Source organism: Paenibacillus sp. yr247 (assembly GCF_900103825.1).
Taxonomy (GTDB): domain Bacteria; phylum Bacillota; class Bacilli; order Paenibacillales; family NBRC-103111; genus Paenibacillus_E.
The window spans coordinates 1-25,786 of sequence record NZ_FNIF01000024.1 but is presented as its reverse complement, the minus strand read 5'-3'; the positions used below and the strand labels follow the sequence as shown (position 1 = coordinate 25,786).

Annotated in this window: 18 protein-coding genes, 12 tRNA genes, 1 rRNA gene and 2 pseudogenes; 4 read left to right on the top strand and 29 right to left on the bottom strand. The window is 44.7% G+C overall.

Annotated features, from left to right (window positions below):
* Positions 1-42: 42 nt before the first annotated feature.
* Both sigJ and BLT91_RS24855 read right to left on the bottom strand, forming a co-directional pair.
* Positions 43-906, bottom strand: coding sequence for an RNA polymerase sigma factor SigJ (gene sigJ, locus BLT91_RS24860; RefSeq protein WP_090826100.1), 864 nt, complete (start codon positions 904-906; stop codon positions 43-45).
* Entirely contained in the window at positions 884-2,185 is a 1,302-nt protein-coding gene (locus tag BLT91_RS24855) for an NAD(P)/FAD-dependent oxidoreductase (RefSeq protein ID WP_090826097.1), read from the bottom strand. Before BLT91_RS24855 ends, sigJ begins: the two co-directional genes overlap by 23 nt.
* Positions 2,186-2,429: 244 nt before the next feature.
* On the opposite strand from BLT91_RS24855, the pseudogene BLT91_RS24850 reads away from it, so the two are divergent.
* Positions 2,430-3,233: pseudogene (locus BLT91_RS24850) on the top strand (tyrosine-type recombinase/integrase); the annotation flags it as partial.
* Here the strand turns inward: BLT91_RS24850 and BLT91_RS24845 are convergent.
* The 4 genes and pseudogenes from BLT91_RS24845 to BLT91_RS24830 all read right to left on the bottom strand — a co-directional run.
* Positions 3,164-3,759: pseudogene (locus BLT91_RS24845) on the bottom strand (transaldolase family protein); the annotation flags it as partial. The pseudogenes BLT91_RS24850 and BLT91_RS24845 overlap by 70 nt on opposite strands.
* Before the next feature lie 54 nt (positions 3,760-3,813).
* Positions 3,814-5,313, bottom strand: a complete 1,500-nt coding sequence (gene zwf / locus BLT91_RS24840) for a glucose-6-phosphate dehydrogenase (RefSeq protein WP_090826091.1) — start codon at positions 5,311-5,313, stop codon at positions 3,814-3,816.
* 453 nt (positions 5,314-5,766) lie between these two features.
* A complete protein-coding gene (locus BLT91_RS24835) occupies positions 5,767-6,510 on the bottom strand; it encodes an SDR family NAD(P)-dependent oxidoreductase (RefSeq protein WP_090826088.1) in 744 nt (247 codons plus the stop codon).
* A gap of 261 nt (positions 6,511-6,771) precedes the next feature.
* Positions 6,772-7,530 carry a glucose 1-dehydrogenase gene (locus tag BLT91_RS24830; RefSeq protein ID WP_217635276.1) on the bottom strand — a complete coding sequence of 253 codons (759 nt, stop codon included), beginning with the start codon at positions 7,528-7,530 and terminating at the stop codon, positions 6,772-6,774.
* A gap of 350 nt (positions 7,531-7,880) precedes the next feature.
* Here BLT91_RS24830 and BLT91_RS24825 point away from each other — a divergent pair, with 350 nt between their 5' ends.
* Positions 7,881-8,168 carry an ArsR/SmtB family transcription factor gene (locus tag BLT91_RS24825; protein ID WP_090826085.1) on the top strand — a complete coding sequence of 96 codons (288 nt, stop codon included), beginning with the start codon at positions 7,881-7,883 and terminating at the stop codon, positions 8,166-8,168.
* Positions 8,169-8,531: 363 nt separating this feature from the next.
* Here BLT91_RS24825 and BLT91_RS24820 read toward each other — a convergent pair whose 3' ends face one another.
* Positions 8,532-9,704: an MFS transporter gene (locus BLT91_RS24820; RefSeq protein WP_090826082.1), complete on the bottom strand. Its 1,173-nt coding sequence runs from the start codon at positions 9,702-9,704 to the stop codon at positions 8,532-8,534.
* A 627-nt stretch (positions 9,705-10,331) separates the two neighbouring features.
* Here BLT91_RS24820 and BLT91_RS24815 point away from each other — a divergent pair.
* The gene (locus tag BLT91_RS24815) at positions 10,332-11,522 is read left to right on the top strand and encodes an MFS transporter (protein WP_090826079.1); all 1,191 of its coding nucleotides are present in this window, start codon (positions 10,332-10,334) and stop codon (positions 11,520-11,522) included.
* 152 nt (positions 11,523-11,674) lie between these two features.
* Positions 11,675-11,965, top strand: coding sequence for an ArsR/SmtB family transcription factor (locus BLT91_RS24810; protein WP_090826076.1), 291 nt, complete (start codon positions 11,675-11,677; stop codon positions 11,963-11,965).
* A gap of 801 nt (positions 11,966-12,766) precedes the next feature.
* Here the strand turns inward: BLT91_RS24810 and BLT91_RS24805 are convergent.
* From BLT91_RS24805 to rrf, 22 genes are all read right to left on the bottom strand, one after another.
* The gene (locus BLT91_RS24805) at positions 12,767-13,036 is read right to left on the bottom strand and encodes a helix-turn-helix domain-containing protein (RefSeq protein ID WP_090826073.1); all 270 of its coding nucleotides are present in this window, start codon (positions 13,034-13,036) and stop codon (positions 12,767-12,769) included.
* 167 nt (positions 13,037-13,203) lie between these two features.
* Entirely contained in the window at positions 13,204-15,033 is a 1,830-nt protein-coding gene (gene glmS / locus BLT91_RS24800; RefSeq protein ID WP_090826071.1) for a glutamine--fructose-6-phosphate transaminase (isomerizing), read from the bottom strand.
* A 452-nt stretch (positions 15,034-15,485) separates the two neighbouring features.
* Entirely contained in the window at positions 15,486-16,826 is a 1,341-nt protein-coding gene (glmM, locus tag BLT91_RS24795; RefSeq protein ID WP_090826068.1) for a phosphoglucosamine mutase, read from the bottom strand.
* Positions 16,827-16,856: 30 nt separating this feature from the next.
* Complete coding sequence (locus BLT91_RS24790; protein WP_090826065.1) at positions 16,857-18,101, bottom strand: CdaR family protein; 1,245 nt, start codon at positions 18,099-18,101, stop codon at positions 16,857-16,859.
* Positions 18,094-18,909, bottom strand: coding sequence for a diadenylate cyclase CdaA (gene cdaA / locus BLT91_RS24785; RefSeq protein ID WP_090826062.1), 816 nt, complete (start codon positions 18,907-18,909; stop codon positions 18,094-18,096). Before cdaA ends, BLT91_RS24790 begins: the two co-directional genes overlap by 8 nt.
* Before the next feature lie 178 nt (positions 18,910-19,087).
* Positions 19,088-19,693, bottom strand: coding sequence for a zf-HC2 domain-containing protein (locus BLT91_RS24780; RefSeq protein ID WP_090826060.1), 606 nt, complete (start codon positions 19,691-19,693; stop codon positions 19,088-19,090).
* Positions 19,694-19,762: 69 nt separating this feature from the next.
* The gene (gene sigW / locus BLT91_RS24775; RefSeq protein WP_090826057.1) at positions 19,763-20,359 is read right to left on the bottom strand and encodes an RNA polymerase sigma factor SigW; all 597 of its coding nucleotides are present in this window, start codon (positions 20,357-20,359) and stop codon (positions 19,763-19,765) included.
* A gap of 56 nt (positions 20,360-20,415) precedes the next feature.
* Positions 20,416-21,285, bottom strand: a complete 870-nt coding sequence (locus tag BLT91_RS24770; protein ID WP_175532511.1) for a DMT family transporter — start codon at positions 21,283-21,285, stop codon at positions 20,416-20,418.
* Positions 21,286-21,408: 123 nt separating this feature from the next.
* Positions 21,409-24,195: a phosphoenolpyruvate carboxylase gene (ppc, locus tag BLT91_RS24765; RefSeq protein ID WP_090826032.1), complete on the bottom strand. Its 2,787-nt coding sequence runs from the start codon at positions 24,193-24,195 to the stop codon at positions 21,409-21,411.
* 282 nt (positions 24,196-24,477) lie between these two features.
* A tRNA-Gly gene (locus tag BLT91_RS24760) sits at positions 24,478-24,548 on the bottom strand.
* A 6-nt stretch (positions 24,549-24,554) separates the two neighbouring features.
* Positions 24,555-24,628 (bottom strand) — tRNA-Pro (locus tag BLT91_RS24755).
* A gap of 23 nt (positions 24,629-24,651) precedes the next feature.
* Positions 24,652-24,728: transfer RNA gene (locus BLT91_RS24750), tRNA-Arg, on the bottom strand.
* 46 nt (positions 24,729-24,774) lie between these two features.
* Positions 24,775-24,849: transfer RNA gene (locus BLT91_RS24745), tRNA-Gly, on the bottom strand.
* A 59-nt stretch (positions 24,850-24,908) separates the two neighbouring features.
* Positions 24,909-24,988 (bottom strand) — tRNA-Leu (locus tag BLT91_RS24740).
* A gap of 19 nt (positions 24,989-25,007) precedes the next feature.
* Positions 25,008-25,083 (bottom strand) — tRNA-Lys (locus BLT91_RS24735).
* A gap of 10 nt (positions 25,084-25,093) precedes the next feature.
* Positions 25,094-25,165: transfer RNA gene (locus tag BLT91_RS24730), tRNA-Gln, on the bottom strand.
* Between the two features lie 9 nt (positions 25,166-25,174).
* Positions 25,175-25,247: transfer RNA gene (locus BLT91_RS24725), tRNA-Thr, on the bottom strand.
* 12 nt (positions 25,248-25,259) lie between these two features.
* Positions 25,260-25,335, bottom strand: a tRNA-Val gene (locus tag BLT91_RS24720).
* 77 nt (positions 25,336-25,412) lie between these two features.
* Positions 25,413-25,487, bottom strand: a tRNA-Glu gene (locus BLT91_RS24715).
* An 11-nt stretch (positions 25,488-25,498) separates the two neighbouring features.
* Positions 25,499-25,574: transfer RNA gene (locus tag BLT91_RS24710), tRNA-Thr, on the bottom strand.
* 2 nt (positions 25,575-25,576) lie between these two features.
* Positions 25,577-25,652: transfer RNA gene (locus BLT91_RS24705), tRNA-Asn, on the bottom strand.
* 5 nt (positions 25,653-25,657) lie between these two features.
* Positions 25,658-25,774, bottom strand: a 5S ribosomal RNA gene (gene rrf / locus BLT91_RS24700).
* Positions 25,775-25,786: the final 12 nt, after the last annotated feature.

Below are 25,786 nucleotides of genomic sequence, written 5' to 3'. Positions count from 1 at the left end.
TAGGGCCATCCTATTCGGGATGGCCCTGTTTTTTTCGTCGTTCTATAGATGTCTTAACTTTTCCGGATTGGCGACATTATAGATCGCTTCGATCTTATGATCTCGATAAGCAAAAGAATAAACATATTGAATCCCTTCATCCAAACGAAGGCGGATTCCGGGGAGCCCATTCACCATGAGGAACGAGTACGTAAATTTACCTGCATGCATGTTCAACACTTTTTGATGTAACTTCAGCACTTGCTCAAACCCGACAACAGGCACTTGTGCCGCGCTTACTTTGCCTCCGCCGTCCGTGTAGAGCACAACATTCTCACTAACCAGTTCAAGAAGCTTCGTCGTATTTCCTTGCAACAGTGAATTCACAAACTCTTTAATCTTATCCTCCGCAATGGAAACCGACGGTTGTTGGTCCGGGTCGAAATGGATGCTTTTTTTGGCGCGGTGGAAAATTTGCCGGCAATTCGCACTGCTTTTCCCGACTATATCGGCAATCTCTTCAAACGAATAATGAAAAATCTCTCGAAGAAGAAAAACCGCCCTTTCCGTTGCACTCAATTGCTGCAGAAGCAGAAGATAAGCCGTGGAAATCGACTCCGACCGCAAATACCTATTGGATGGATCGTCGTCCGAAGCCCCTTTTTCAATCAGGGGCTCCGGAAGCCATGGACCGACATACATTTCCCGTTTTTTGGCTGACGAGCGCAGAAGATCAAGACAGCGACACGTTACGATTCTGTATAAGAATGCCCTTTCGTTTCGGATTGTCCCGACGTCAGACAGTCCGTCATAGCTCAAAAAAGCGTCTTGTACGATATCTTCCGCATCCATGACGCTGCCGAGCATTCGATAGGCTAACGAAAACAGCTCCGTTTTATAACGTTTATATAATTCCTCTGTGCTCATAAAAGGCATTCCTCTCCTTACCCTCAAGGGAGAGCATGTGTTGTATGGCTCTTTTGGCGCTTGCCGTCGCGGCATCGACCAATACTTCACCGTGCGACGCCCATTCTCCTGCTACATATAATCCTTGTATTTCCGGAACAGCGGGTCCGGGATTCTCGAGACGTTTCAAATGCATAAAGTCGTGACAAACCGTTATTTTAGGAAGGTATTGATTGACAATCAATTCTTCCCGCCATCCCGGCTGCATCAAATCCAGCACGCCTTCCAGTTCGCGCAAATCTTTATCCGGGTCCGGTTCTTTCCCTTGGTACTTAATGAGCGATATGACTTGCGCGCCATCGTCGCTTAGATAAGCCGAACGCGATTGATTGGAAATAAGCACGGTCTGATCGATCCCGTATGCAAATTGTTGTTTGGGCTTGGGAAGTCGTTTCAAGGCCACATCCAGGCAAGCCGCGGTGACCTCAATCGCTTGTTCTTTCCAGGTATGAAGGGCGGTTTTTTCTGCAAAGGGCACCAACTCATTTGCGATAGAAGGCGATGTGGCAAGGATAACATGGTGCGTATCGATTTTCGTTCCGTCTTCAAAGAGAACCTGCCGCACGATCCCGCCACGGGTATCGATGGACGAGACTTTGGTATTTGTTAATAACCGCACTCCCAGGTCGGATGCCTTTTTCCGCAATTCCTCGATCAATTCGCCCCAGCCACGATCCAGGTACAACGCGCCTTTAAGGGCATTCTGCAGCTGTTTCAATACAGGACCCGCGGCTGGCAAATCCGGCCCGACAACATAACTGGCGGCACGAAGTAACGAATAAAAGATATTGCGCACCATGGGATCTCGCAAATTCCCTTCTACCCATTCGCGGATACTGATCCGGTCAAATTGACGAGTATCCGCTTTTGAAAGTTTCATAAGACAGGAAGCAAACTCCATCTTTCCTTTCCAAGACAACAGCGGGGTCGTAAACAAGGATTTCTTATCCGAAGGCAAGATGTTCAATTTCCCTTTCCAAACGCCATAAGCGAACGATGAAGGCCGCTTTCCTTGCAAGGTCAGCCCGAATTCCCGGAAAGTCGCGTGCGCATCTCCCTTATACAAGGCATGATTGCCCAGATTGAAGTAAGCTCCTTTTTTCTTGTTGGAAATGGCTCTGCCGCCTAAGCGATTCTGTTTTTCAATGACCACCGTTTGTTTCCCGGCTATGGCTGCGTAAATTGCAGCGGTTAAACCCGCAATCCCTCCACCAACTACGACCACATCAACCTTTTGCATCGCTCATCATCCCTTTCAAATTTTACCTATATGTCGGGCAAGGGATGTGAAGTGTGACAGATACGCAAAAAAAATTTAAGGAGAATCTCTTCGCTTACCCGGATTTTTCAATTCGTTTCCTACTTCATGCTTGTTTCTACTCTTCACTTCACCACTATTTATGATATATGGGAAAAATGCATTATTAGGGAGTGTCGATGTGAGAGTATAAGAAGTATTTCTTGATGATTATAGAAAGAGATATTTGCTGTTAGACGAAGAAGGTGTTCCAGTTGTTCCAGTGATTAAATATTTTAAATATCTCGACTTGACAGGGAAAAGCAATAACACCCTAAAGACTTACTGTTATGCGTTAAAACAGTATTTCACTTATCTTGTAGAGCTGCAGAAAGATTATAAAGAAATAGGAGTTAAGGATCTGGCTGACTTTGTAGGATGGTTGCGTAATCCGTTTGAAAGCGGAAGAGTCACTCCATTACGACAGGTTGAAGCGAAAAGAACAGAAAAATCAGTGAATCTTATTATCACGGTGGTAACAAACCTTTATGATTACTTGTACCGTAATCAAGAGATCCAAAACGATATGACTGATAAACTGATAAGGCAGGTATTTAGAAGAGGACATGTCCAATATAAGGGTTTCCTACACCATGTAGATGAGGGAAAACCGACGAATAAGAATATCTTAAAGATGAAAGAACCCAAAAGGAAGCCTAAGGCTTTGCATAAGGACGAAGTAGAACACATCTATCAGTCCACAACGAACATACGGGATCGATTGTTGATTCAATTGTTGTTTGAGTCAGGACTTCGTATTGGTGAAGCGTTATCTCTCTTTATGGAAGACTTCGTATTCGATCACAAGAATGGCCATCGAATACGCTTAACAGATCGCGGTGAATTAGAGAACGGAGCCAAACTAAAGACGGGTGCACGGGAATTGCATGTTTCTCAGGGACTCATGGATTTATACGACGACTACCTATACAACGTGATTGATGATCTTGAGATTGATACAAATTTCGTATTTGTTAAACTGCGGGGTAAGGTGTCTTTAGCTTTAATACCTTGATCGGTTAGTGGATGCTTGGAAATTTGTTCGATGACCGCAAACGGAATCGAAGCAATATGCGCGCCGGCCATCTCAATACGAGTCACGTGATCCGGATGGCGGACGGACGCCGCGATAATTTGCGAATCCAGGTTATGAATACGGAACAATACCACGACTTTCGTAACGAACTGAACGCCGTCTTCCGAAATGTCATCCAGGCGGCCAAGGAACGGCGAGACATAGGAATCGCCCGCGCGAGCGGCCAGCAGCGCTTGGTTCACGGTGAAAATCAGCGTGACGTTCGTTTTCATACCTTTGTCGCTCAAGTAAGGCAAGCTTCAAGTCCACCGAGCGTCATCGGAAGGTTGATGGTGATGTTTTTGTCAAAATTATTGATTTTGATCAGTTCGTTCGCTTGTGCGATCATGTCTTTGGCTATTACCGCATCCGGCGTTACTTCGGCGGAAACCGATTCAACCCCGGGCACTTCCCGCAAAATCTCGGCGATTCGATCTTCAAAAAGATTCGGTCGACGCAGCTCCCATCTTCAACCTTGGAACCGGAATTGGTCGGTTTATGGCATCGAAAGCAGAGGTTCGATTTGTTGTTCAGGTTTGGCATCGAACCACCAATGATAGCCGTCTTTCGCCAATAACGCATCTGTCTCGGAAGATCCATAATATCCTGCTTCATACAAATGGAGTGGAACTAGATTCTCTTCGAATGCTCCTAAGATGGGCTGGACCCATTTCCACGACAATTCGACTTCGTCCCGATGCGCAAAGAACGTGGGATTTCCGTGCAAAGCGTCGTAAATCAAATTTTCGTAAGCCTCTGGAATATCTTCTTGACTCTCATGGAAGTCGAGTTGAATGGATTTATATCCCCCTTTGTGCTGCGGATCCCTCGTATTTAGTTGAAGTGTAATGCCTTCGTTAGGACTAATTTCAAAAACCAGTAGATTAGGTGCTTTTCCATCGGTAGTTCCCTGTGAAGCATCTAATCGCTCCTTGAATTCAATCACGATCCGCGTTGATTTCTCGTTCATTCTTTTGCCTGTTCTGATATAAAAAGGAACACCGCGCCAAAAATAATCATCGATTTGCAATCTTGCGGCAATAAAAGTGTCGTTCATGGATGTTGGAGCGATTCCCGGTTCGGACGTGTAGCCGATTACCGGCTTTCCTTGAACGATACCTGCTTTGTACTGTCCTCGGATTACGCTTGCGCTTACCTCCTCTTTTTGCAGCGGCTCGAGGGCTTCCATCACCTTTTTTTTCTTAAAGCGCACCATTTCGAAGTTGCTGTTCTTCGGCAGGTGACTTGTCAGCATCATCAGTAATTGCAGCATATGGTTCTGGAACATGTCTCTTACCGCGCCTACATGATCGTAGTAACCCGCTCTATCTTCTACGCCGACGGTTTCGTTAGCCGTAATCTGCACGTTGGCAATGTAATGATTGGTCCACAATGCATTAAGGACCGGATTTTGCTGCAAAATCTCAAGCTTCTGCACCATTGGCTTGCCAAGATAATGATCGATTCGGAAAATCTCATGTTCCGCAAAAGCCTGGGCCAGCTTCCGGTTTAAATCCCGAGCAGATTGCAAATCGCGGCCGAACGGCTTCTCAATCACAAGACGCTTCCAGCCATTCTCGGAACCGAGCCCGCTTTCCTGAATGTTCGCAGCGATCGTTTCGAAAAATTCCGGTCCGACAGATAAATAGAATAGGCGATTCGGAGAAACGTGAAGCTCCTCTTCCCGCTGCTCGATAAGATGCAAAAGCTTCTTATAATCCTCTTTACGGCTAATATCCAGAACGCTGTAACGGAATGCTCGCAGGAAGTCTCTGATCAGTGCAGCATTGTTCGCTTCGCGTCTGGAAAAATTATGAATGGATTGCTCGACACTTGCCTTAAAGGATTCATCATTCATTTCTCTTCTTCCAAGACCGATCAAGGCGAACGATTGAGGTAGCTTTTGATCGATAAACAAATTGTACAGGGCAGGGTATATTTTTCTTTTGGCTAAATCCCCTGTCGCTCCAAACAAAATAAACGTGGTTGGATCCATGTTCTTCTCCTTCCGGCATCGCTCTCTTGCTCTCTGTCATTGACGACAGCCGCAGCAATAGCAACAAGACCTCTTTCCTATCCTCTCAAGTTCTGGTTTTTCATCGTAGTATCGTATATAAAACAATACATTTTATTTCACAAAAGATATGGGGGCTTAGGTACAACTGAACCGTTCTTTCCGTTAACTTGATCTAATTCACAGTTCGCATCGGTAACGGTACAAGCGAAATCTCTCAGTTGATCCTAATCGTTTTCGGTACGACCGTTAACCGAAATCTGATTTATCGTTTGCTTTCTTATGTCCTAAAAAAAAGGGGGTGCCCTTCAGATCGTCATGAGATCTAAAGACACGCCCCTTTTTCTGCACTTGGATGAGAGATCTTACATGATGTCGTTTCTAATCATGCCTGGTTCGGTATAACTTTGAAAAAAACTGAGAGAATGTCAATAATTAAACAGCGGTTTGTCCACCGTCGACGGCAAGGTTTGCACCGTGAATGAAGCTAGCACGATCCGTCGCGAGGAAGACGACGGCCTCGGCAATCTCATCCGCTGAAGCAGGACGGCCTGCCGGTGCTTGGGCAGCAAGTTGATCAAGACCTTCGCCCATTGCGTCAGTTCCTTCCGTGCGCGTAGGTCCTGGGCTGACGGTATTGACACGGACACCGCTTGGGCCGTATTCAGCCGCCCACGCTTTGGTAAGTAGGTTGATAGCCGCTTTGCTCGAGCCGTATAGGCTCATACCAGACATTCCGTAATCGGCGACCATCGTCGATATGTTGACGATTGCCCCCTTGCCACTTTCCGCCATCAGCGGCGCCAGTTCGGCGACTAGAAAATATGGTGCTTTGACGTTCAGCGCGTACACGCGTTCAAAATCATCCTCCGTCGTTTCATGCGTCGGTCCAAACGGGAAGATTCCTGCATTGTTGACAAGAATGTCGACTCGGCCGTTACCCAGTTCGACTGCGCGCTTCGCCAGGCTTCTTGCGCTCGACGCGTCGCGAAGATCCGTCTGCACGAAATCTGCCTTTCCTCCTGCTGAGCGGATAGCCGCAACCGTCTGTTCGCCACGGTCCGCATTGCGCCCCGCAACCACGACGTGGATGCCTTGCGCGGCGAGCTGGTTCGCAACTGCCCGGCCAATACCGCTTGTTCCTCCTGTAATAAGTGCTGTAGATTGATTCGAATTCATGTTATTCTGTCTCCTCTCATTTATGGAGTGTTTAATCCATTCTCCGAAATTCATACTAACAAACTATTTTTGGATTGTCAACTCCAAAAAAATTTTATCTTCATTTATTTGACGCCATCATACATCCTTTAAACTCGTACGCCAAAGGTGTTAAGCGAGAGACATTGATTCACACTGCAGTAAGTCTTACTTCGCATTTCCAAGTCTTGAGATCCGATGGAATTCTATTCATTTACTACACATTTTGAAAATCCACTTCGTTTAATGAACCCCGCCGGATGCGTTGATGCGTTCGCCAGTAAGCCACGAGGCATCGTCGGAAGCTAGAAATACGACGGAAGGAGCAATGTCTTCCGGTTGGCCAAAACGGCTTCCAAGCGGTGTGGAAGCAATCAACATATTGCCGAGTTCACTTCCAATAAGACCAATTTGATGCAACCCTTCTGTCTCAGTGTGACCTGGAGCGACGATGTTTACCCGAATATTGCGGGGCCCCAATTCTTTCGCAAGCGCCAATGACAAAGTGTCTACTGCAGCTTTGGTTGATGAATAAAGTGCAGAATGAGGTACTGGATTTTGGCTCGCAATCGAGCTGATATTTATGATGCTGCCACCCTCAGATGGGAAGAATTTTAAAGCTTGCTGAGATGCCAAAATTATTCCCAATACGTTTGTGTTATATTCCCTGTGAAATTCATCCTCAGTAATAGCCTCTACCGGTTCAAATTTAAAGACCCCTGCATTATTCACGAGAATGCTTGGAGCTCCGAACGCTTGATTCGTTTCCTTAAACAATCGCTGTACATCGGCAGCCTTAGACATATCGGCTTGAATTGCAATTGCTTTACCGCCTTTTGCGGTAATGTCCGCGACTACGCGATCGGCTTCCTCTTTGCTTGTAGAATAATTTACAGCAACCGAAGCGCCCTCAACCGCCATGCTTTTCGCAATACCTGCACCAATACCTTTCGATGCGCCTGTGACAATTGCAACTTTACCAGTCAGTTTACCCAATTTCACAATGCTCCTCCTATGAATTTCATTCAATTCGACAATCATAAAAGTGTCGTAATTAGTATATTGCATTGTTCACTCCAATTTGTCAATAAGAAATTTAGATAACCGTCTATCTATCAAATTGTCATCGCAAATCAAAATGGCTGACGCGTATCTCGAAGTTTAAGCGAGTATGCAATTGAGCAGACACGCAGATAATATCCAAAAATGAAAGGGGACGCCGCATAATGCATCGCCCCTTGATTTGTATTCATCATTTCCACCTGTCTTGACCATACGATATGATGAGTATATAATTATATAAAGATTGTGCATTTACTGTGTGTATCGATGTTAGAAAGGAGAGATTATCGATGACCGTCTTAACCGATCAACAATTTGCCAGAATCTCTCGAGCGCTTGCCGAACCAAGACGTTATCAAATGCTCAAAGAAATCAGTGCTTCCAATAATCCGTTGCCCTGCAGTGTATTGCATGAAAACCACAACGTAAGTGCTGCAACCATTTCCCATCATCTTAAAGAGCTTGAAGTTGCAGGTTTAATTGAAAGCATTCGCGAAGGTAAATATATGAGTCTCGTTTTTCAGCCCGACGTACTACGGGTTTATTTAGATAAACTTTCGGAAATATCCGACAAATAAGCTTTTTCGTACCTGATCAAGACACATCAAATTCTGCGTTTCCATTTTCTTTCGGATTTGCATAAATGACCATTCAACACGGGGATTTCCCCCGACTTCTTACCTTTAAGCCCCTGTTTGAGGGGCTTTTTCACATTTTGGACCACTTGTACAGTAACGGTGTACTTCAATGAAGTGGCGTATACCTTTTTCAAACGAATTAAATTTCGTCCTCCCGAGGATATCATCACGCAACGAAATCATTTATTCCCTACGTTCATGATCATTTGGGATTGTATACTTCAAAGCTCTCTTTAACATCATATTGGTGGGGAAGTGACGTACCCCACTCTCGCTGATGCTAATGGGGATGATTGATAAAAATCAGTAGTTAGTTACCGCTTGCTTGGAATGGTAAACCGATGCTCTTATCGAAATGAACACAAATCCTAGCGCCAGCATAAGTAAGCCTGCCCATACGACATTGTGAGTGCCCATACCGGAAATAAATAAACCGCCTACTGACGTGCCAACTGTGATTCCCAGATTTGAGAAGGAAACAAACAACCCGTTAGCAAAATCAGGCGCTTCTGGAGCTGCGGAGGTTATCCAATATTGAGTGATATTGAGTGCTAAGGTGAAAAGAACGCCCCACACTGCAATAAGAATTACCATAATAACTGTTAGATGCCCAAAGAGAAACACGAGCAGATAAACGAATGCTGCAACAAATGGATACACAAACACTGTTTTCACAGCATTGTTACTAAGCCATTTACCGGCGAGCACATTGCCTAAAATGCCAGTTATACCGAATAAAACCAACATGATACTAACTTCTTTTCCAGACATGCGGGTGACTTTATCAAGGAACTCGGCAAAGAAGCTGAAAACAGCATACATCCCTGAAACAATGAAAATAACAGTAGCAAGGCTTATCCAGGTAAGAGGTTTTTTCAATACGCTCAACTGTGTTCCGTATGATAATCTTCCCTTTACAGGCATTGACGGAATGAAGAAAAGAATAGTAAGAAACGTAGCCGCGTTGACCAATGCAAAGAAAAACATTGCAATTTCAAGAGAAGAGACATCCGCGATGAAAGAAGTGATTGGTATTCCTATTACCATCCCAGCGGTAAGGCCCATGAATACTTTGGCTATTGCTTTGGGAGCTTGTTCTTGGCTAACGGAATTGGCAGCTGCTGTAAATGCTGCCGAGAAATAGATAGGATGAAAGAATGCAGGCACAACCCGAGCTATTAAGGCTACTGCAAAGTTAGGCGCAAAAACAGAAATCACATTGGTGATGACGAAAACTCCGACTACCATGAGCATCGCCTTCTTACGATTCATACCTGAAAAAAGCATTGGCGAAAACAGGCCGGAAATCGCAACAGCCAGTGCGAAAAGGCTGACAAGCAAACCTGCTTGGGATACGCTTATACCAAAGTGTTCGGCAATCGGAGGTAAAATTCCGATTACGCCCATCTCCGTATTGATGATACCGAAGATACCGAAAGCAAGGATGTATATAATTATAGATTTAGATTTAGCCACGTACGATTCAACTCCTAAATGTAATGGTGTAGAATACATATTCACTGTAATATGCGCTAAAAACATGCGCGTTTTTTTTTCAATCTCAAGTAGCTACAACATTGTAAAATGCTTAAACACTTCAAACCATCCTCCTTTTCCAACATCAGTTAGACGCTTGCAAGATTATCATATTGTAAAACAATTCGTCAAGTACCTTACTTTACTGATGCTACCAGCGAACCAGAAACAGTATTCCGGATAAGAAAAACCGTCTGGAAAGTGAACCCTGACGGTTCAGCCTGTTAAGAACTTAACAGAGGTATTCCTCGGTTTAACATCACAGTGTTTATCTATTAAGATCGCGGCTTGACAAATCGAGATAGCTGACAAGATCAGACAGCGTCCACAAAAAAAAAAATGGGTTGACTAATCCAAAATTCAATCATATATTTAGACAAGCATCGAACTATTGAGAGAGGGAATTGACATGATCAGCTTGGTTGGCGCTTTGGCTAAATCATTTATACAAATAGAGGTTCAAGGAGAACGGAACGTGAAAAGTCCGCCATAGCTACAATCGTAGACTAGCTTCTCCCTCTTGAAATTTTCCATCAAATCAAACTTAACGTATAGGAGTGATACTTTGTGTCAAAATCATTGATCGTATATATTATTGCATTCGGAATTTTCGGCATCATTAACGCAGAGCTTGGAGTTGTGGGTATTTTACCTCAAGTTTCCGAACGTTATGGCGTCACTGCTTCCCAAGCGGGTATGCTTGTCAGTCTCTTTGCCCTTGTCATTGCCCTTTTCGGACCCTTTATGACGCTATTATTCTCAGGAGTCAATCATAAAAAAATGATGGCTTGGGTACTCGCGATATTTGTTGTATCCAATGTCATTTCTGCGTTTGCCTCAAACTATCCCGTTCTTCTCATTTCTCGGATTATACCTGCGTTTCTGCATCCCGTTTATTTTTCCGCGGCGTTTATTGCGGCTGCCAATTCCGTGGGAAAAGATCAGAGTACGAAAGCGATTGCCAAAGTATTCATGGGCGTTACGGCAGGGATGGTCTTTGGTATCCCGATTACGTCCTACATTTCAAATGTTATTTCGCTTGAAGCATCTTTGTTATTTTGTGGAGTCATTAATTTGATCGCGTTTCTCGGAATCGTCTCCTTCCTTCCTTCGATGCCTGTACATGGAAAAATGTCCTATGCCAAACAATTGGAGATCCTGAAAAAACCTCAGATTTTGTTGACTATAGTCGCTGTAGGGTTAATTCCATCCGGCATGTTTGCCGTTTACAGCTATTTCGCAGAATATCTGGACAAGGTTACCCATATGTCCGGTAAAGAAATCAGCGGCATGTTGATTTTATTCGGAGCCGCAGGCATCGTAGGCAACATTATTGCGGGCAAAGTGTTTAGCCGCAACCTGGTCAGGGCAGCTGTTCTATTCCCCTTAGTATCGGGTGCCGTTTATTTGCTCTTATACTTTATGGGGGCCTATGCCATTCCCATGATTCTGATCATTATCGCATGGGGAATCTTGTTTACAATGGGGCTGAACTTTTCCCAAAACTGGCTGACTTCCGTAGCCTCGGATGCGCCCGAATTCGCAAACGGATTATTTGTATCCTTTACGAATTTGGGAATCACGCTTGGTACCTATTTTGGCGGGTTATTTCTTTCCCACATGGGACCTCATCAGGTTGTCTGGAGCGGTGTTATTTTCCTGGCACTAGGTTTCCTTTCAATCATCCTTCGTGTAGTCCTGTTCGATAAAGCCGTAAAAGTCCGTGCAAGTATAGAGGCAAGCAAGCAAGCGAGTTAATATCCGACAAAAGGGGACGTCAAATGCGGCGTCCCCTATTCTTTCTTTAGTCAGTTCCACCGACTTGACAGATCATTATATGATATGTGTATAATTGTATGAATATCATATGGAATCTACTTTTTAATACTTTCGTAAAGGTGGAGTTATCGATGACCGTCATAACTGATCAACAATTTGCCAGAATTTCAAGATCACTTGCTGAGCCAAGACGTTATCAAATACTAAAAGAAATTAGCATTTCAAACAGTCCGCTGCCCTGCAGTGTATTGCACGAAATTCACAATGTAAGTGCTGCAACCATTTCCCATCATCTCAAAGAGCTTGAAATAGCAGGACTAATTGAAAGCGTTCGCGAAGGAAAATTTATGAGTCTCGTGTTTCAGCCTGACGTCTTACAGGCTTATTTAGATAAACTTTCGGAAATCTCTGGGTTGCAATAGAAATTAAGAACAGAATTCATTAAAGTCGGGTGTTCTCATCGCTCACGGAACTGAATGCCGAAAAATCCGGCTTGTGGTTTACGCCTATTCGCTTGCTTGACGTGTGGGTTGCATTCCGGGGAGCCATTCTTTTACATGCCATTCGCTTGATTTGAACAAACTGATGGCTTTCATCCTGGACCGTTTATAAGGCGTCCATAAAATAAAAGCCCAGGCCTGAATCCAGCCGCAGGCTTGCTAACAATCGCTTGCTTCGTATTGCATAATTGCTCTTCGGCATATCCGCCTCATCATCTGGCGGCACATCAGACGACGAACGAACGAATATGCGCGAGCATGGCGTCCAATACTGCTTCGAGTGGACTCGTCCCCTTGCGGCACTGCGTAAGAAGAAGGCCTCTCTGAAGTGCGGCCAGCAGCACTAGCGCGATTAATTTAATATCTTAACATAATCCAAAATCAAAATTTACTTTTTTTGTAGAAACAAGTTGAACTATAAGTTGTCATCTCCATAAAGCACTTAGGTATATTTAAAATTTCTTAACATCTAAATATGAAAATGTTGAAGAAACCCCTATCGAAGTTTAACAGCCGCAAAAAATTACATCGCGTTCAAGTGTATGGGAAACGATTGAGGTTAACAAAGACAGTCTGAATTAAAAAATAACACCAGTGCAACGGATATTCCGCTGCGCCTGGTGTTATTTAAATTAACTCGTTAGCATATTTAAAAACTATGTCTATCCATAATAATCTGATAGTTAATATTTGTAGAAATTGATATATGTACATTTAATTTATTTATTTCTTTCTTAACTTACTCATTCTAATTTTAAGTTTGATTATTTCATTTATCTCTATGCGATCGAACTCTTCTAACAGTTTGTAATTTGTAAGCATCCCTAACTCTTCTTCAGATAAAAGTGTATCGTTATATTTAGTCAATTGATCTTCAGCAAAAGTTAATTCATCAATACTACATTTAAACCTCGACTTTATTGTCAACAATGTATCTAATGATGGGTTAGAATTGCCTTGTTCAATTTCACTTAAATTCCCTTGAGATCTCATATACTCACTTCCATATTGATAATAAATGTCCCGATCAATCGGTCTGATCGGGACTTAAGTTGAATCAGAACAATACTTTATTGATACTTTAAAATAAGAACAACACTTTATTGTTCAGAACAATACTTTATTGTAAAGAAACAGTTGTTCTCACTGATAAACCAAGCCTACTCCACCGTCACGCTCTTCGCCAAATTCCGTGGCTTATCAACATCATTACCACGTGCCAGTGACGCGTAATATGACAGCAACTGCAGCGGTATAACAGACAAAGCAGGGGATAAAACATCCAGCGTCTTCGGAATAACGAAGGTGCTGTCTACAGACTTCTGCAGCTCAAGCTCGCCTTCCACAGCAATCCCGAGCACATTAGCGCCGCGCGCTTTCACTTCTTTAATATTGCTCGCAGTTTTCTCTAGCAGTTCATGCTGAGTAGCCAACGCAATCACCGGAACACCATCCTCGATTAGTGCTAGTGTGCCGTGCTTCAATTCACCTGCTGGATAGGCTTCAGAGTGAATGTAAGAAATCTCTTTCAGCTTCAGAGATCCTTCAAGGGCTACCGCATAATCTACGCCTCTTCCAATGAAGAAGAGGTTATCATGCTTAGCCATCTCCTCAGCTACCACTTTCAAAGCTTCCGCTTGACCAAGAATCTCTTCTACCTGGGCAGGCAGCTCTTTCAATGCTGTAATCACCCCGGCAATTTCCTCAGCCGTTTGCGTACCAAGTGTTTGAGCTAAGTGTAGTCCAAGCAGATAGAAAGCAATCAATTGCGACGTGTAAGCTTTCGTCGAAGCTACCGCAATCTCAGGCCCCGCCCACGTAGTGATAATATCATTCGCTTCACGAGCTACAGAGCTGCCGACAACATTCGTAATGGCCAGAACGTGTGCACCGCAGCGCTTTGCTTCACGAAGTGCTGCTAGCGTATCCGCTGTTTCACCGGATTGACTCACAACAATAACGAGGGTGTCCTTCGTAATAATCGGTGAACGGTAACGATATTCAGAGGCGACATCCGTTTCCACCGGAATGCGCGCCATTTTCTCAATCACATACTTCCCAACCATTCCTGCATGAAAGGCCGTACCACAGGCAACAATATGAACACGATTAATGTTACGAATCGCTTCTGCACTCATAGTAAGCTCGTTCAGTGTCACTTTACTCCCATCAGGAGAAATGCGGCTTCCCATTGTATCGCGGTAGGCTTTGGGCTGATCATAAATTTCTTTCAACATAAAGTGATCAAATCCGGCTTTTTCCGCTGTCACAATATCCCAATCGACACGAAACATTTCCCTGGAAATAAAATTACCCTCCAAAGTCATTAATTCGACACCATCACGCGTCAAAAGAGCCATTTCGCCATCATTCAAAATAAACACATTACGCGTGTATTCAAGAATAGCTGGGATATCTGAACCAATAAAGTTCTCGCCTTCGCCAATACCGATAATTAAAGGACTGGCTTGACGCACAGCGACAAGTCTGTCTGGCTCATATTCTGTCAGTACCGCTAGTGCGAATGCACCTGTCATGTATTTCACCGCTTTTTGAACGGCTTTGAGAATATCTCCTTCGTACAAGTCAGCGATTAAGTGAGAAATGACTTCAGTATCCGTCTCAGAAACAAATTGGTGCCCTTTAGCTGTTAACTCTTCCTTAAGAGTAATATAGTTTTCAATGATCCCGTTATGCACGACGGAAAACTTCAGCGAATTATCTGTATGTGGATGTGAATTGACATCCGAAGGCTTACCGTGTGTCGCCCAACGCGTATGTCCGATCCCAACGCTTCCGTTCAACGGAGTTTCCTCCAGCTTGGATTCAAGATTCGCAATGCGGCCTTTCGCCTTCTTAATTTGTAAACCATTCGCCGTATACACAGCTACACCTGCAGAGTCATAGCCTCTATATTCGAGCTTTTTGAGCCCTTCCAATAAAATTTCCTGAGAATTACGCTTTCCAATATAACCAACGATTCCGCACATAGTTTAGTACCTCCATAGTTTTATAAGCCTCTTTGACAAGGGCTATTTTTCAAAGATCCTGTTTTAAAAAATTGAAAACCAAATAAACCTTATATAATGGTCGATCACTAAGTTCATATTGTAATTAATGGATGTTGGATACTTGTCAGCCCGGTCGCCCAAGCGTTTTTGCTCTCCAACTTAACGGCACTCCTCATGCCGGAAGGTCCCCGCCGAATGTTTCGAACACCTTCACCTCGTCAACTCACCTGCGTAGTAGTAGCAAACTCACTACATTTCCGTCCCGCTTGCGAGTTCTGGCGCTATTGATTATTGATGAACCCCTACCCTACCTTTCCTTCTTGAGTCACATACATCATATTCATTTTAGAGTAAGCACGCAACTTATTTTTTCTTGGAAAATCCCCCGGTTCGCTATAGACACACGAAAGGGGGCACCAAGACCCTACCTTTTACACCAACTGCTCTTGAATGACCTTTGCAATATCATGGACATAAGCTGCTACTTGATCCTTGTCAGGACCTTCAGCCATAACACGAATCAACGATTCCGTTCCCGATGGGCGCACCAACACGCGGCCGTTATCTCCGAGTTCTTCTTCCACTTTACGAATGACTTCTTTAATCTGAGCGTTATCCTTCAGCTTACTTTTATCCGCCACACGAATATTAACCAGAAGCTGTGGGAATTTTCGCATAATTCCCTTCAACTCACTCAGCTTGCGCCCCGACTGGACAACCGTATTCACCAGCTGCAAAGCAGTAAGAATACCATCTCCAGTTGAGATATAATCCAGGAAAATCACATGCCCCGACTGCTCTCCGCCAAGATTATAACCGCCTTTACGCATTTCTTCCATCACGTATCGATCACCTACAGCGGTTTGCAGTGCCTTAAGACCTGCCTTTTCAATCCCCTTGAAAAAGCCAATGTTCGCCATCACCGTTGTCACAATCGTGCCGTGGTTCAGCTTACCTGCGCGGTTAAGCGCATCGCCCAAAATACTAAGAATGAAGTCGCCGTCGACTTCCTCGCCCTTCTCATCGATCGCGATTAGACGATCCGCGTCGCCGTCAAAAGCAAGACCAATGGCTGCGCCATGTTTCACCACTTCTTCGCGCAGCTTCTCAGGATGTGTGGAGCCGCAATGATCATTGATATTGCGGCCGTTCGGCTCTGCTCCGATGGTGATGACTTCCGCTCCCAGCTCGCGGAACACCTTAGGGGCAAGCTCGAAGGCTGAGCCGTTCGCACAGTCAAGCACTACCTTGTATCCGGCGAAAGACTCGGATACCGTCTCCTTCAAGAACGCCAGATACGCGAGCTTCGCTTCGGGATCATCTGAAACCGTGCCAATCTCGCCGCCAACCGGGCGGGGCAATTCATCCACAGCCGCGTCAAGCAGCTGTTCAATTTCAAGCTCCGTCTCATCAAGCAGCTTGAAGCCGTCGCCCCCAAAAAACTTAATTCCATTATCCTCAACAGGATTATGTGAAGCGGAAATCATAACGCCCGCATCCGCTCCGAGCTTTTTAGTCAAATAAGCTACCGCCGGTGTACTGACGACACCGATGCGAATAACTTCAACACCAATCGACAACAAACCAGCTACGAGAGATGCCTCAAGCATTGGACCCGAAATTCGTGTATCTCTCCCGATAACGACCTTCGGATGCTTCGCCTGTCTAGTTAGCACGTAACCGCCGCAGCGGCCAACTTTATAAGCTAACTCTGGTGTCAGTTCGCCATTTGCAACGCCTCGTACACCATCCGTTCCAAAATATTTCCCCATGTCTATATTCTCCTCTTTCTTTTACACTCCTTATGGAGTTGCTGCTTTAGCTGCTTTCTCGCTGATTTCTACTGTTGCCTTGACTTCTTGCGGCATACCAAGCTTCACATAGGTCGGCAAGTTTAATGTCACCTTTAGCTCATGCTTGCCTGGCGGTAAATTACTAACATCGAGGATCGCCTGTACATCCTGCACTTTTATTTGTTCAATGAGCGTAGGAGCACCCTCTACCGTAATGTTCAGCTGAGCTGACTCCGGCTGTGTAACTTTTGTAACATAGTTTTCATTTTGACCAATAATCGTGATAGGTACATTCTCCAAAGCCTTCGTGATGGAAGGAACAATTTCCACGCGCACCGTTACTTTGGCAGGATCCAGTTGAGTTACTTTATTCCTCAAGGGAATGTCCAGTGAATATTCCTTCGTTTCCTTCAAATCCTGTACACTAATCTGCGGACCTTGATAAAATTCTAACCGACCCACAACATCTTGAGTTCCGTAGACCGTTACCTTGTCCGGATTTTGCGTTACCAGAGATATCGCGAATCCTTTCGGCGGCTCTCCGCTAATTTTCAATTGCAGCGGTATGGTCTGGAACGGACTCGTAATTGGAACCTCGACATCAACTACAGACGGATTCATATTTACCGTTACTTCTTTACCATCCTTATCATAAGCCTGCAGTCTCACTTGCTTCGTGACCCCAGACTGGGCCTTATCGACCGATACCTCGCCGCGAACATTCTCGATCTGCTCAAGTTTGCTGGTTTGCGCAGTAATATACACCTTGTTAGGCTTCACGATCGGCTGTCCAGCTTTGAGACCGGCTGCTGGAGTTCCTTTAACATTAATAACGACCGGCACTTCTTTCATTTGCAGCTCTTCGATTATCACGTGGACGGTTCTTGGAACGATTTGAACATCGACATCCGACGGAAAGCCAACCGGCTTTAACGTAAGCTGATGATCCCCTTTGCCCACTTTCGTCAAATCGAGCTCAATCTGATACGAATTACTAGTCGTCACTTTCTTAACCGAAGATTCCTTCCCTTTCAGAATCACCTGTACATTAGAAGGAGCCATCGACGAAATATAATAATGACTTTCATCATACTTCGTCGTAATCGCAACGTTATTAATTGTTTCTTCCCGCTCTCGCAGAGGTGAGTTCCCGGATATATTCGTCTCTTCCATGTGGACAACCACCCACAGCAGAATACCTATAACCAGTGCAACAATCCGTACCACATTCGTATTTCTCAGCCATTTATCCATTCGAACGGCCCCTCCATTTCAAGAAAGGGTTTTTCTCGTTTGCTTTCGCCTTCGGCTTCAGCTCTTCAAACAATTTCGCAATTAGCGATTCTTCCTTAATATCCCGAACAATATGACCATTCATCGTTAGCGAAATTTGTCCCGTTTCTTCCGAAACAATGATACACATACCGTCGGAAACCTCACTCATTCCAATGGCAGCACGATGCCGAGTCCCAAGCTCTTTACTTATGAACGGATTCTCAGACAAAGGTAAATAACAACCAGCAGCCATTAACTGACCTTGTCGAATAATCACAGCGCCATCGTGAAGCGGCGTATTCGGAATGAAAATATTAATTAATAGCTCCGCGCTGATCTTGCTCTCTATCGCAATACCGGATTCCACATAATCGGTTAGGCCGGTCTCTTTCTCGAAAACAATCAAGGCCCCTATCTTTCTTTTCGCCAAATAATTCGCTGCCCGAATCACTTCACTAATCCGCTTATTCACATCCTGATCCTCTTCTGTTGAAGATCGGCTAAACAGTTTACCGCGGCCTAACTGCTCCAACGCGCGACGCAGCTCAGGCTGAAAAATAATGATAACTCCCAGAACCCCGAACGTAAAGGTTTGGTTCATCATCCATTGCAGCGTACTGAGCTTAAACCAAATACTAAACACCCATGTTATGACGACAACAAGGATACCCTTCATGAGTTGAATAGCCCTTGTCCCACGCACCAACAGGATTAGTTTATAAATCACATAGCTAACGATCAGAATATCTACGATATCCTTAGCCGAGATGCTCGTGAGTAAGTCCATTTATTATTCTCCCCCAGGCGACTGAACACAGTGATCTCTATATTAGAATCATAACATAAACCTAGTTATACTTCTATTTTTCTCTCCTCATAAGGACGTCTTCCAAGCCTAATTAGTTCATTTTTCCTATAAAAAACGTCCCCCTCTGGCTGCAAGCCAAATGGAAGACGTTCAAGAACTAATGCGAGAGCATTCCTACGAACTCGCCTAATTTATACCAGATCCAGCCCAATGCTTCATCGACTTGCGTGACTTGCCCAGAGATATGCGCGGTTGACGCCAGATTCAGACTGCCATCAATGACGGTCAAGTTCCCTGTCACATCGCCTTCAACCTTCAGTTTGCCTCGTTGTACAACGAGATCCCCTTTAACGGTGTGGCCCTGTGGAACAGTAACTGTATCGCCCTCAATAACAACGTCCTGTAGGTTACTTCCCTTCACCATCAAATTCGTATCATCATTCCACATGGACATGAAGCTTCCGAACATGACAGTTGCGAAAACAACGGCTACGGAAACAGCAGGATGCTTGCGAATCCAACCCATCCAGGTATTCCGTTTCTTCGTTAATGGCAGTCCGCTCATGATCTGTGCAGTCAACGTTTCAGATGCTCTCACAGGAGGCAGCATTCTAACCATCGCATCTGTTTTCTCCAATTGTTTGAACAAAGCATGACATGCTTGGCAGGATATCAAATGCTCCTTCAAACGCTGAGAATCCGATCCTTGCAAATCACCGTCGAGATATTCATGTATGAGCGGGAGGGCTTCTTTACAATTCATGATTCAGCCACCCCTTTCTTAGACTTTTGCATGTTGTGGTATACCATACGTTTGGATTTCAAATATGTTTCACATTGGAACAGGATTTGTACTAGCATCTTGTTCCTCCTGCTCTAGCTTCTTTCGCAAGTATTCGCGCCCGCGATGCACGCGCGTTTTGATCGTTGTAACAGGCATATCAAGCACATCGGATATCTCCTGAAGAGACATATCATGAAGATAACGCAGAATAACAACGGATTTATATTTTTCTGGCAAAGTATCAATCGCTCTGCGAATTTGTTCCTGTGTCTCAGACACAATAACTTGCTTCTCAGGTGTGTCTTCCTGACTTGGGAGCATAGCATAATAATCATTGCCTTCTCCGTCCGGCATCTCCGCGTCTAGTGAGTACGTGTTCTTTCGTCGGCGCAGCTTATCGATACACAGATTCGTCCCAATACGAAAAATCCAAGTCGAAAACTTCTGATTCTCATCGTATTTGTGCAGATTGGTATACACACGCAAGAACGTCTCCTGCACCGCATCCTCGGCCTCTTGCTTGTTATTCAGCATACGGTAAGCCAAATGAAAAATCTTATCCTTATAGAGCTCCACAAGCTCTGCAAAAGCATTCCGATCCCCATTCCTGGCCAACTTAGCCAGACGTACTTCTACAAAGTTCAATTCGCTTTCCTCCGGCTTCTCGACAATTCGACTTCCTAAATATACATACGCAGAAATTACGTTTTGTTTTCAGATATAAGGATACCACCCAGAATCAAACCCATCCCTAACCATTGTATCCCATTTACAGGCTCGCCAATAATTAAATATGCAGCAACTATCGCGACGGGGAGTTCCACAGATCCAAGCATTGCTGCAAGCGTACTACCAATACGCGGAATACCTATGTTAAAAGTCACTGTCGGTATGACCTGACCTAGAAGGCCGAGAAGAAGTCCCCATAGCAGCAGCGCTCCTCCATTCTCATGCACAAAAACCGTTGGAGGATACAGGATATACATCACAGGCATCGCCGCGGTAAGCATGATAGCAGAATTCATAAGAGGAGGCAGCGTACTAACAACTTGTCCCGTAAAAAAGAGGAATATACTGTACGTCAAAGCCGACATCAAGCCATAACCAATTCCAAGAAAGCTGAGCTGCTCCCAGTTCGTGTCTATGACATTTACAGCCAGTAAAGTCCCTACCAAGATTAACAGAATCGCGAAGCTTTCTGCCTTTCTTGGAAGTCTCCGTTTCACGATACAATCCATAGCAATCGTCATCCAAGTAAATTGAAATAAAAGAATAATCGATAAGGAAGCATTCAGCTCTTTTAAAGCAATATTGAAAAAGACCGTCGTTAAAGCCAAACCAAAAATGCCGATCAAACCAAGTTTAATCCAAGGACCTTTAAAAGGATTGACCCATGATTTTTTGTGAAAAAGAATCAAAACCCATACAAACAGAGTTCCCATTGTCATTTGTGCCGGTGTAATTTGCCCATCAGAGAATCCTTGATCATAGGCAATCTTGATAAAAGTGGAAAGTAAGCCGTAACTTGAAGCCCCTATTATTACAAGGACCATCGCTAACCATCGCCCCATGCTGCTGCACATCTCCTATCTATGGGCATTAGTGTAAGGACAGGAAAAGTCGAGCAGCCTGCAAACTACATGGCCCCCGACTTTATCATCCTGCATCTTTCTTCTACGCTCTAAGTTTTTTTATCAGCCTGTATTTCTAAGCCCTGCGGCTATTCCGTTAATCGTTAGCAAGACTTCACGAAGCAGGATAGCATCATCCTCGTTGTTCTCCCGTAGTGCACGAAGCTCCGTAAGCAGCTCTACTTGCATATAGCTTAGCGGATCTACATAGGGATTTCGCAGACGGATGGACTCCTGAATAACTGGAACATTATCCAAAATCTCTTGCTGACCTGTAATCTGTAAAATGATGGACGAAGTCAATTCATATTCTTCTCTAATGAGATTGAAGATACGCTCTGCAATCGCTGATTCTTTAACCAAGTTGCCGTACTCCTTAGCAATTTGAAGGTCTGCCTTAGCAAGAGCCATTTGCAAATTATCAATCATCGTTTGGAAAAACGACCATTCCTCATACATTTCTTTTAAAGTTTGTAAGTTCGCTGCGTTCCCCTGATAGAAGCTTTGAAGACCTGACCCCGCCGCGTACCAAGCAGGAAGCAAATATCTGGTTTGCGTCCAGGAGAATACCCACGGAATCGCGCGCAAATCTTCGAATTTATCGCTATTCTTACGCTTGGATGGACGTGAGCCGATATTCAGCTCGCCGATCTCAGGAAGCGGTGTGGATTCTTTAAAGAACGTTAAGAAATCTTCGTCCCGGAAAATAAGATCCTGATACTTCGTCTGTGCCTGCTCCGAAATGCCGCGCATAATATTCTCCCACTTGTCTTCCAGTGGAAGTCTTTGCGGAGAACGCGATAATTTGGACGCTGTAATTAACGCAAATGTCGCCTGCTCTAAGCTGCGGTAAGCAATGCCTTGCAAGGAGTAGCGGGATGATAATACTTCGCCTTGCTCCGTAATTTTAATTCCGCCACCGAGCGTTTCAACCGGCTGAGCCAGAATGCTGCGGTTAAGCGGCATACCGCCGCGTCCAAGTGCTCCGCCACGGCCATGGAAAAACTTTAGCTTCACTCCGAATTGTTTCGCCGCTTCTGTAATATCCTGGAGCGCCATACGAAGCTCCCAGTTCGCTGTGATCACACCGCCGTCTTTATTGCTGTCAGAGTAGCCAAGCATAATCTCATGCAGCTGTGTTACAGGGTCAAGGCTAGCTTTGTAAGCAGGGATCGCTAACAACGTCCTCATAATACCAGGAGCCGCATGCAAGTCATCGATCGTCTCAAACAAAGGTACAGATTGAAGCGTACTAGTCACGCTGCCGTCGCTCTCTTTGCGGTATAAACCGGCCTCTTTTGCAAAAACAACAACCTCCAAGAGATCACTAGCCCCTGTAGTCATACTAATGAGATAGCTATTAATACAGTTGCGCCCGAATTCCTTCTGCGCTTCGCCTACCGTATGATAAACATCTAAGCATTCCTTTGTACCTTCGGAGTAATCCAAATACGAGGATGTGATCGGTCTAGGATCATTCAGTACATCCGTTAAAAGACTGATTTTCTCCTCTTCAGAAAGCTTGCTGTAATCACTCGTTATGCCCATTTTCGCCAAAATCTCAGTCATTGCTAGCTCATGCTCTTTACTGTGTTGTCTGATATCCAGAGCAGCCAAGTGGAAGCCGAACAGTTCAACCTGACGAATAAGCTTTTTAATATATTTGTCAGCTACATAGTCAGCAAAATGTGTTCTCAAGCTAGCTTCGATGATTTTCAAATCACTGATAAACTCTTCTGGACTGTTGTATTTCTGATTTGTAGGGACATTTGGATTGCCTGTGTTATGAACCTTTTCGATCATATATGTCGTCTTGATGCGATAAGGCTCCTTCTCGTTACGCCAAACATCTTGCGTATTCCCAAGAGCTTCACGATCACTTTGAATTGATTCAATTAAAGCGTCGCTAATGTTCACAATGCTTTTACTGAAGCTCATATGCTCAAGTGTTTCTTTGAGAACTTCTTCATACTTTTGCAAGGCCAGCTGACGATGCAAACCTAGCGTTTCCCATGTCACATTGGCTTTAACCGACGGGTTACCATCACGGTCTCCACCAATCCACGAACCGAATTTCAAGAAGGACGGCACATGCCAACTGTCTTGCGGGTAATATTTATTTAAACAGCGCTCAAGCTCATGATAGATCTCTGGAAGTACGTCAAACAATGTTTCGTCAAAATAATACAAACCATTACGAACTTCATCGATAACCGTTGGTTTCCGATCGCGCAGCTCGTCCGTTTGCCATAAGTTTAGAACCTCTCCAAGCAGCTTCTCACGCAATTGCTCACGCTCACGGTAAGTCAGCATCGGATTATCCAGTTTCATCATATCATCGGAAATACGAAGATTAATATCAAGTACTGCTCTGCGCATGGCTTCCGTTGGATGTGCGGTCATCACAAGTTCCAAAGAAACAGCTTTAAGAATTTCTTGAACCTCTTCAAATGGAATATGATTATTCTTTAACTCTTGTACAATACTCTCAATGGAACCTGGCTGCACGGACTCACCTGAGGAACGCTCGTAATCTCTTTTACGTCGAATCCGATGGTTCTGCTCAGCAATATTAACAAGCTGGAAGTAAATAGCGAATGCCCGAATCACTTGATGACGGATCTCCGGATCTAGTGAAGAGATCGTATTTTTGAATTCATCGTATATCTCGATAACATAGTGTGCTCTTAAAGATTTACTCATCTCACGAATTTTCTCGACAACATCAAGCAAGTCTTTACCACCTTGATGTACCAGAACTTCACCTAGTATGTGCCCCAAGAAGCGAACATCCCTGCGCAGCAGGTTATTCGTTGCTTGCTTCTGTAAGCCGATAACATTCTCTAACATAACTCTCCACCTCGTCTATTCACTATGATGCATTAATGCTTCTCTCTATAAAAGCCTTACGTTAGAAAAACTCATTTCAGAATATTTTACCACATTCCGTCTTCTGCATATAGTATCAAAATAAAAAAAGACCCTTTTGGGTCGTGGTAATTAATGTATCGTTTCGTCTTACTGCCTACACGGTTTCTTTCCATCTGTTCACGGACGGTCGAACTTCTGTGGCTTCTCTTCCCTCCCCGTTCAAAAGAAAAAGACCACCCGAAGGTGGTCCTATTTCTTTAAAGCGGGTGATGGGAATCGAACCCACGCTACCAGCTTGGAAGGCTGAAGTTCTACCATTGAACTACACCCGCGTGATATCGGGACGACACGATTTGAACATGCGACCCCCTGCTCCCAAAGCAGGTGCTCTACCAAGCTGAGCTACGTCCCGATATGTTGATAACTTATAAAAAATGGCGCGCCCTGAGAGATTCGAACTCCCGACCTTTTGATTCGTAGTCAAATACTCTATCCAGCTGAGCTAAGGGCGCTTAGATAAATGCGAAGCATTTATAGCTTCGTAAGCCTAAACTTAAATGGAGCGGAAGACGGGGATCGAACCCGCGACCCTCGCCTTGGCAAGGCGATGCTCTACCGCTGAGCCACTTCCGCATAGGGATCCCCAAGAAATTATATGATTTTCTAATGAAGATCATTTCTTGGGAATATGATGCGCGTAGAGGGACTTGAACCCCCACGGTCACCCGCTAGATCCTAAGTCTAGTGCGTCTGCCAATTCCGCCATACGCGCATGCTGTAAATAAGGCAAATGGTGAGTCATGTAGGATTCGAACCTACGACACCCTGATTAAAAGTCAGGTGCTCTACCAACTGAGCTAATGACTCAAGAGAAGAACTGGGGATCAAGGATTCGAACCTTGGCATGACGGAGTCAAAGTCCGTTGCCTTACCGCTTGGCTAATCCCCAATAAGAACATGCCGTCGAGAGGACTTGAACCCCCAACCTACTGATTACAAGTCAGTTGCTCTACCAGTTGAGCTACAACGGCATATGAATTTAATGGTGGAGGCTGACGGGATCGAACCGCCGACCCTCTGCTTGTAAGGCAGATGCTCTCCCAGCTGAGCTAAGCCTCCATGGGATGATGAATTGGAGTCCACGCAAAGTGTTCGGATTAAGCTTCGTCAGCTTTACGTCACTTTGTGGGAATTATTGGTGACCCGTAGGGGACTCGAACCCCTGTTACCTCCGTGAAAGGGAGGTGTCTTAACCACTTGACCAACGGGCCTTAAAAATTACTGGAGCTTCCAACCGGAATCGAACCGGTGACCTCATCCTTACCATGGATGCACTCTACCGACTGAGCTATGGAAGCAATGGCTCCCCGAACAGGACTCGAACCTGTGACAACTCGATTAACAGTCGAGTGCTCTACCAACTGAGCTATCAGGGAAAACTGCTTGGCAACGTTCTACTCTCCCAGAACCCTGCGGTTCAAGTACCATCGACGCTGGAGGGCTTAACGGTCGTGTTCGAGATGGGAACGCGTGGGTCCCCTCCGCCATCATCACCAAACAGTCAAAGCGT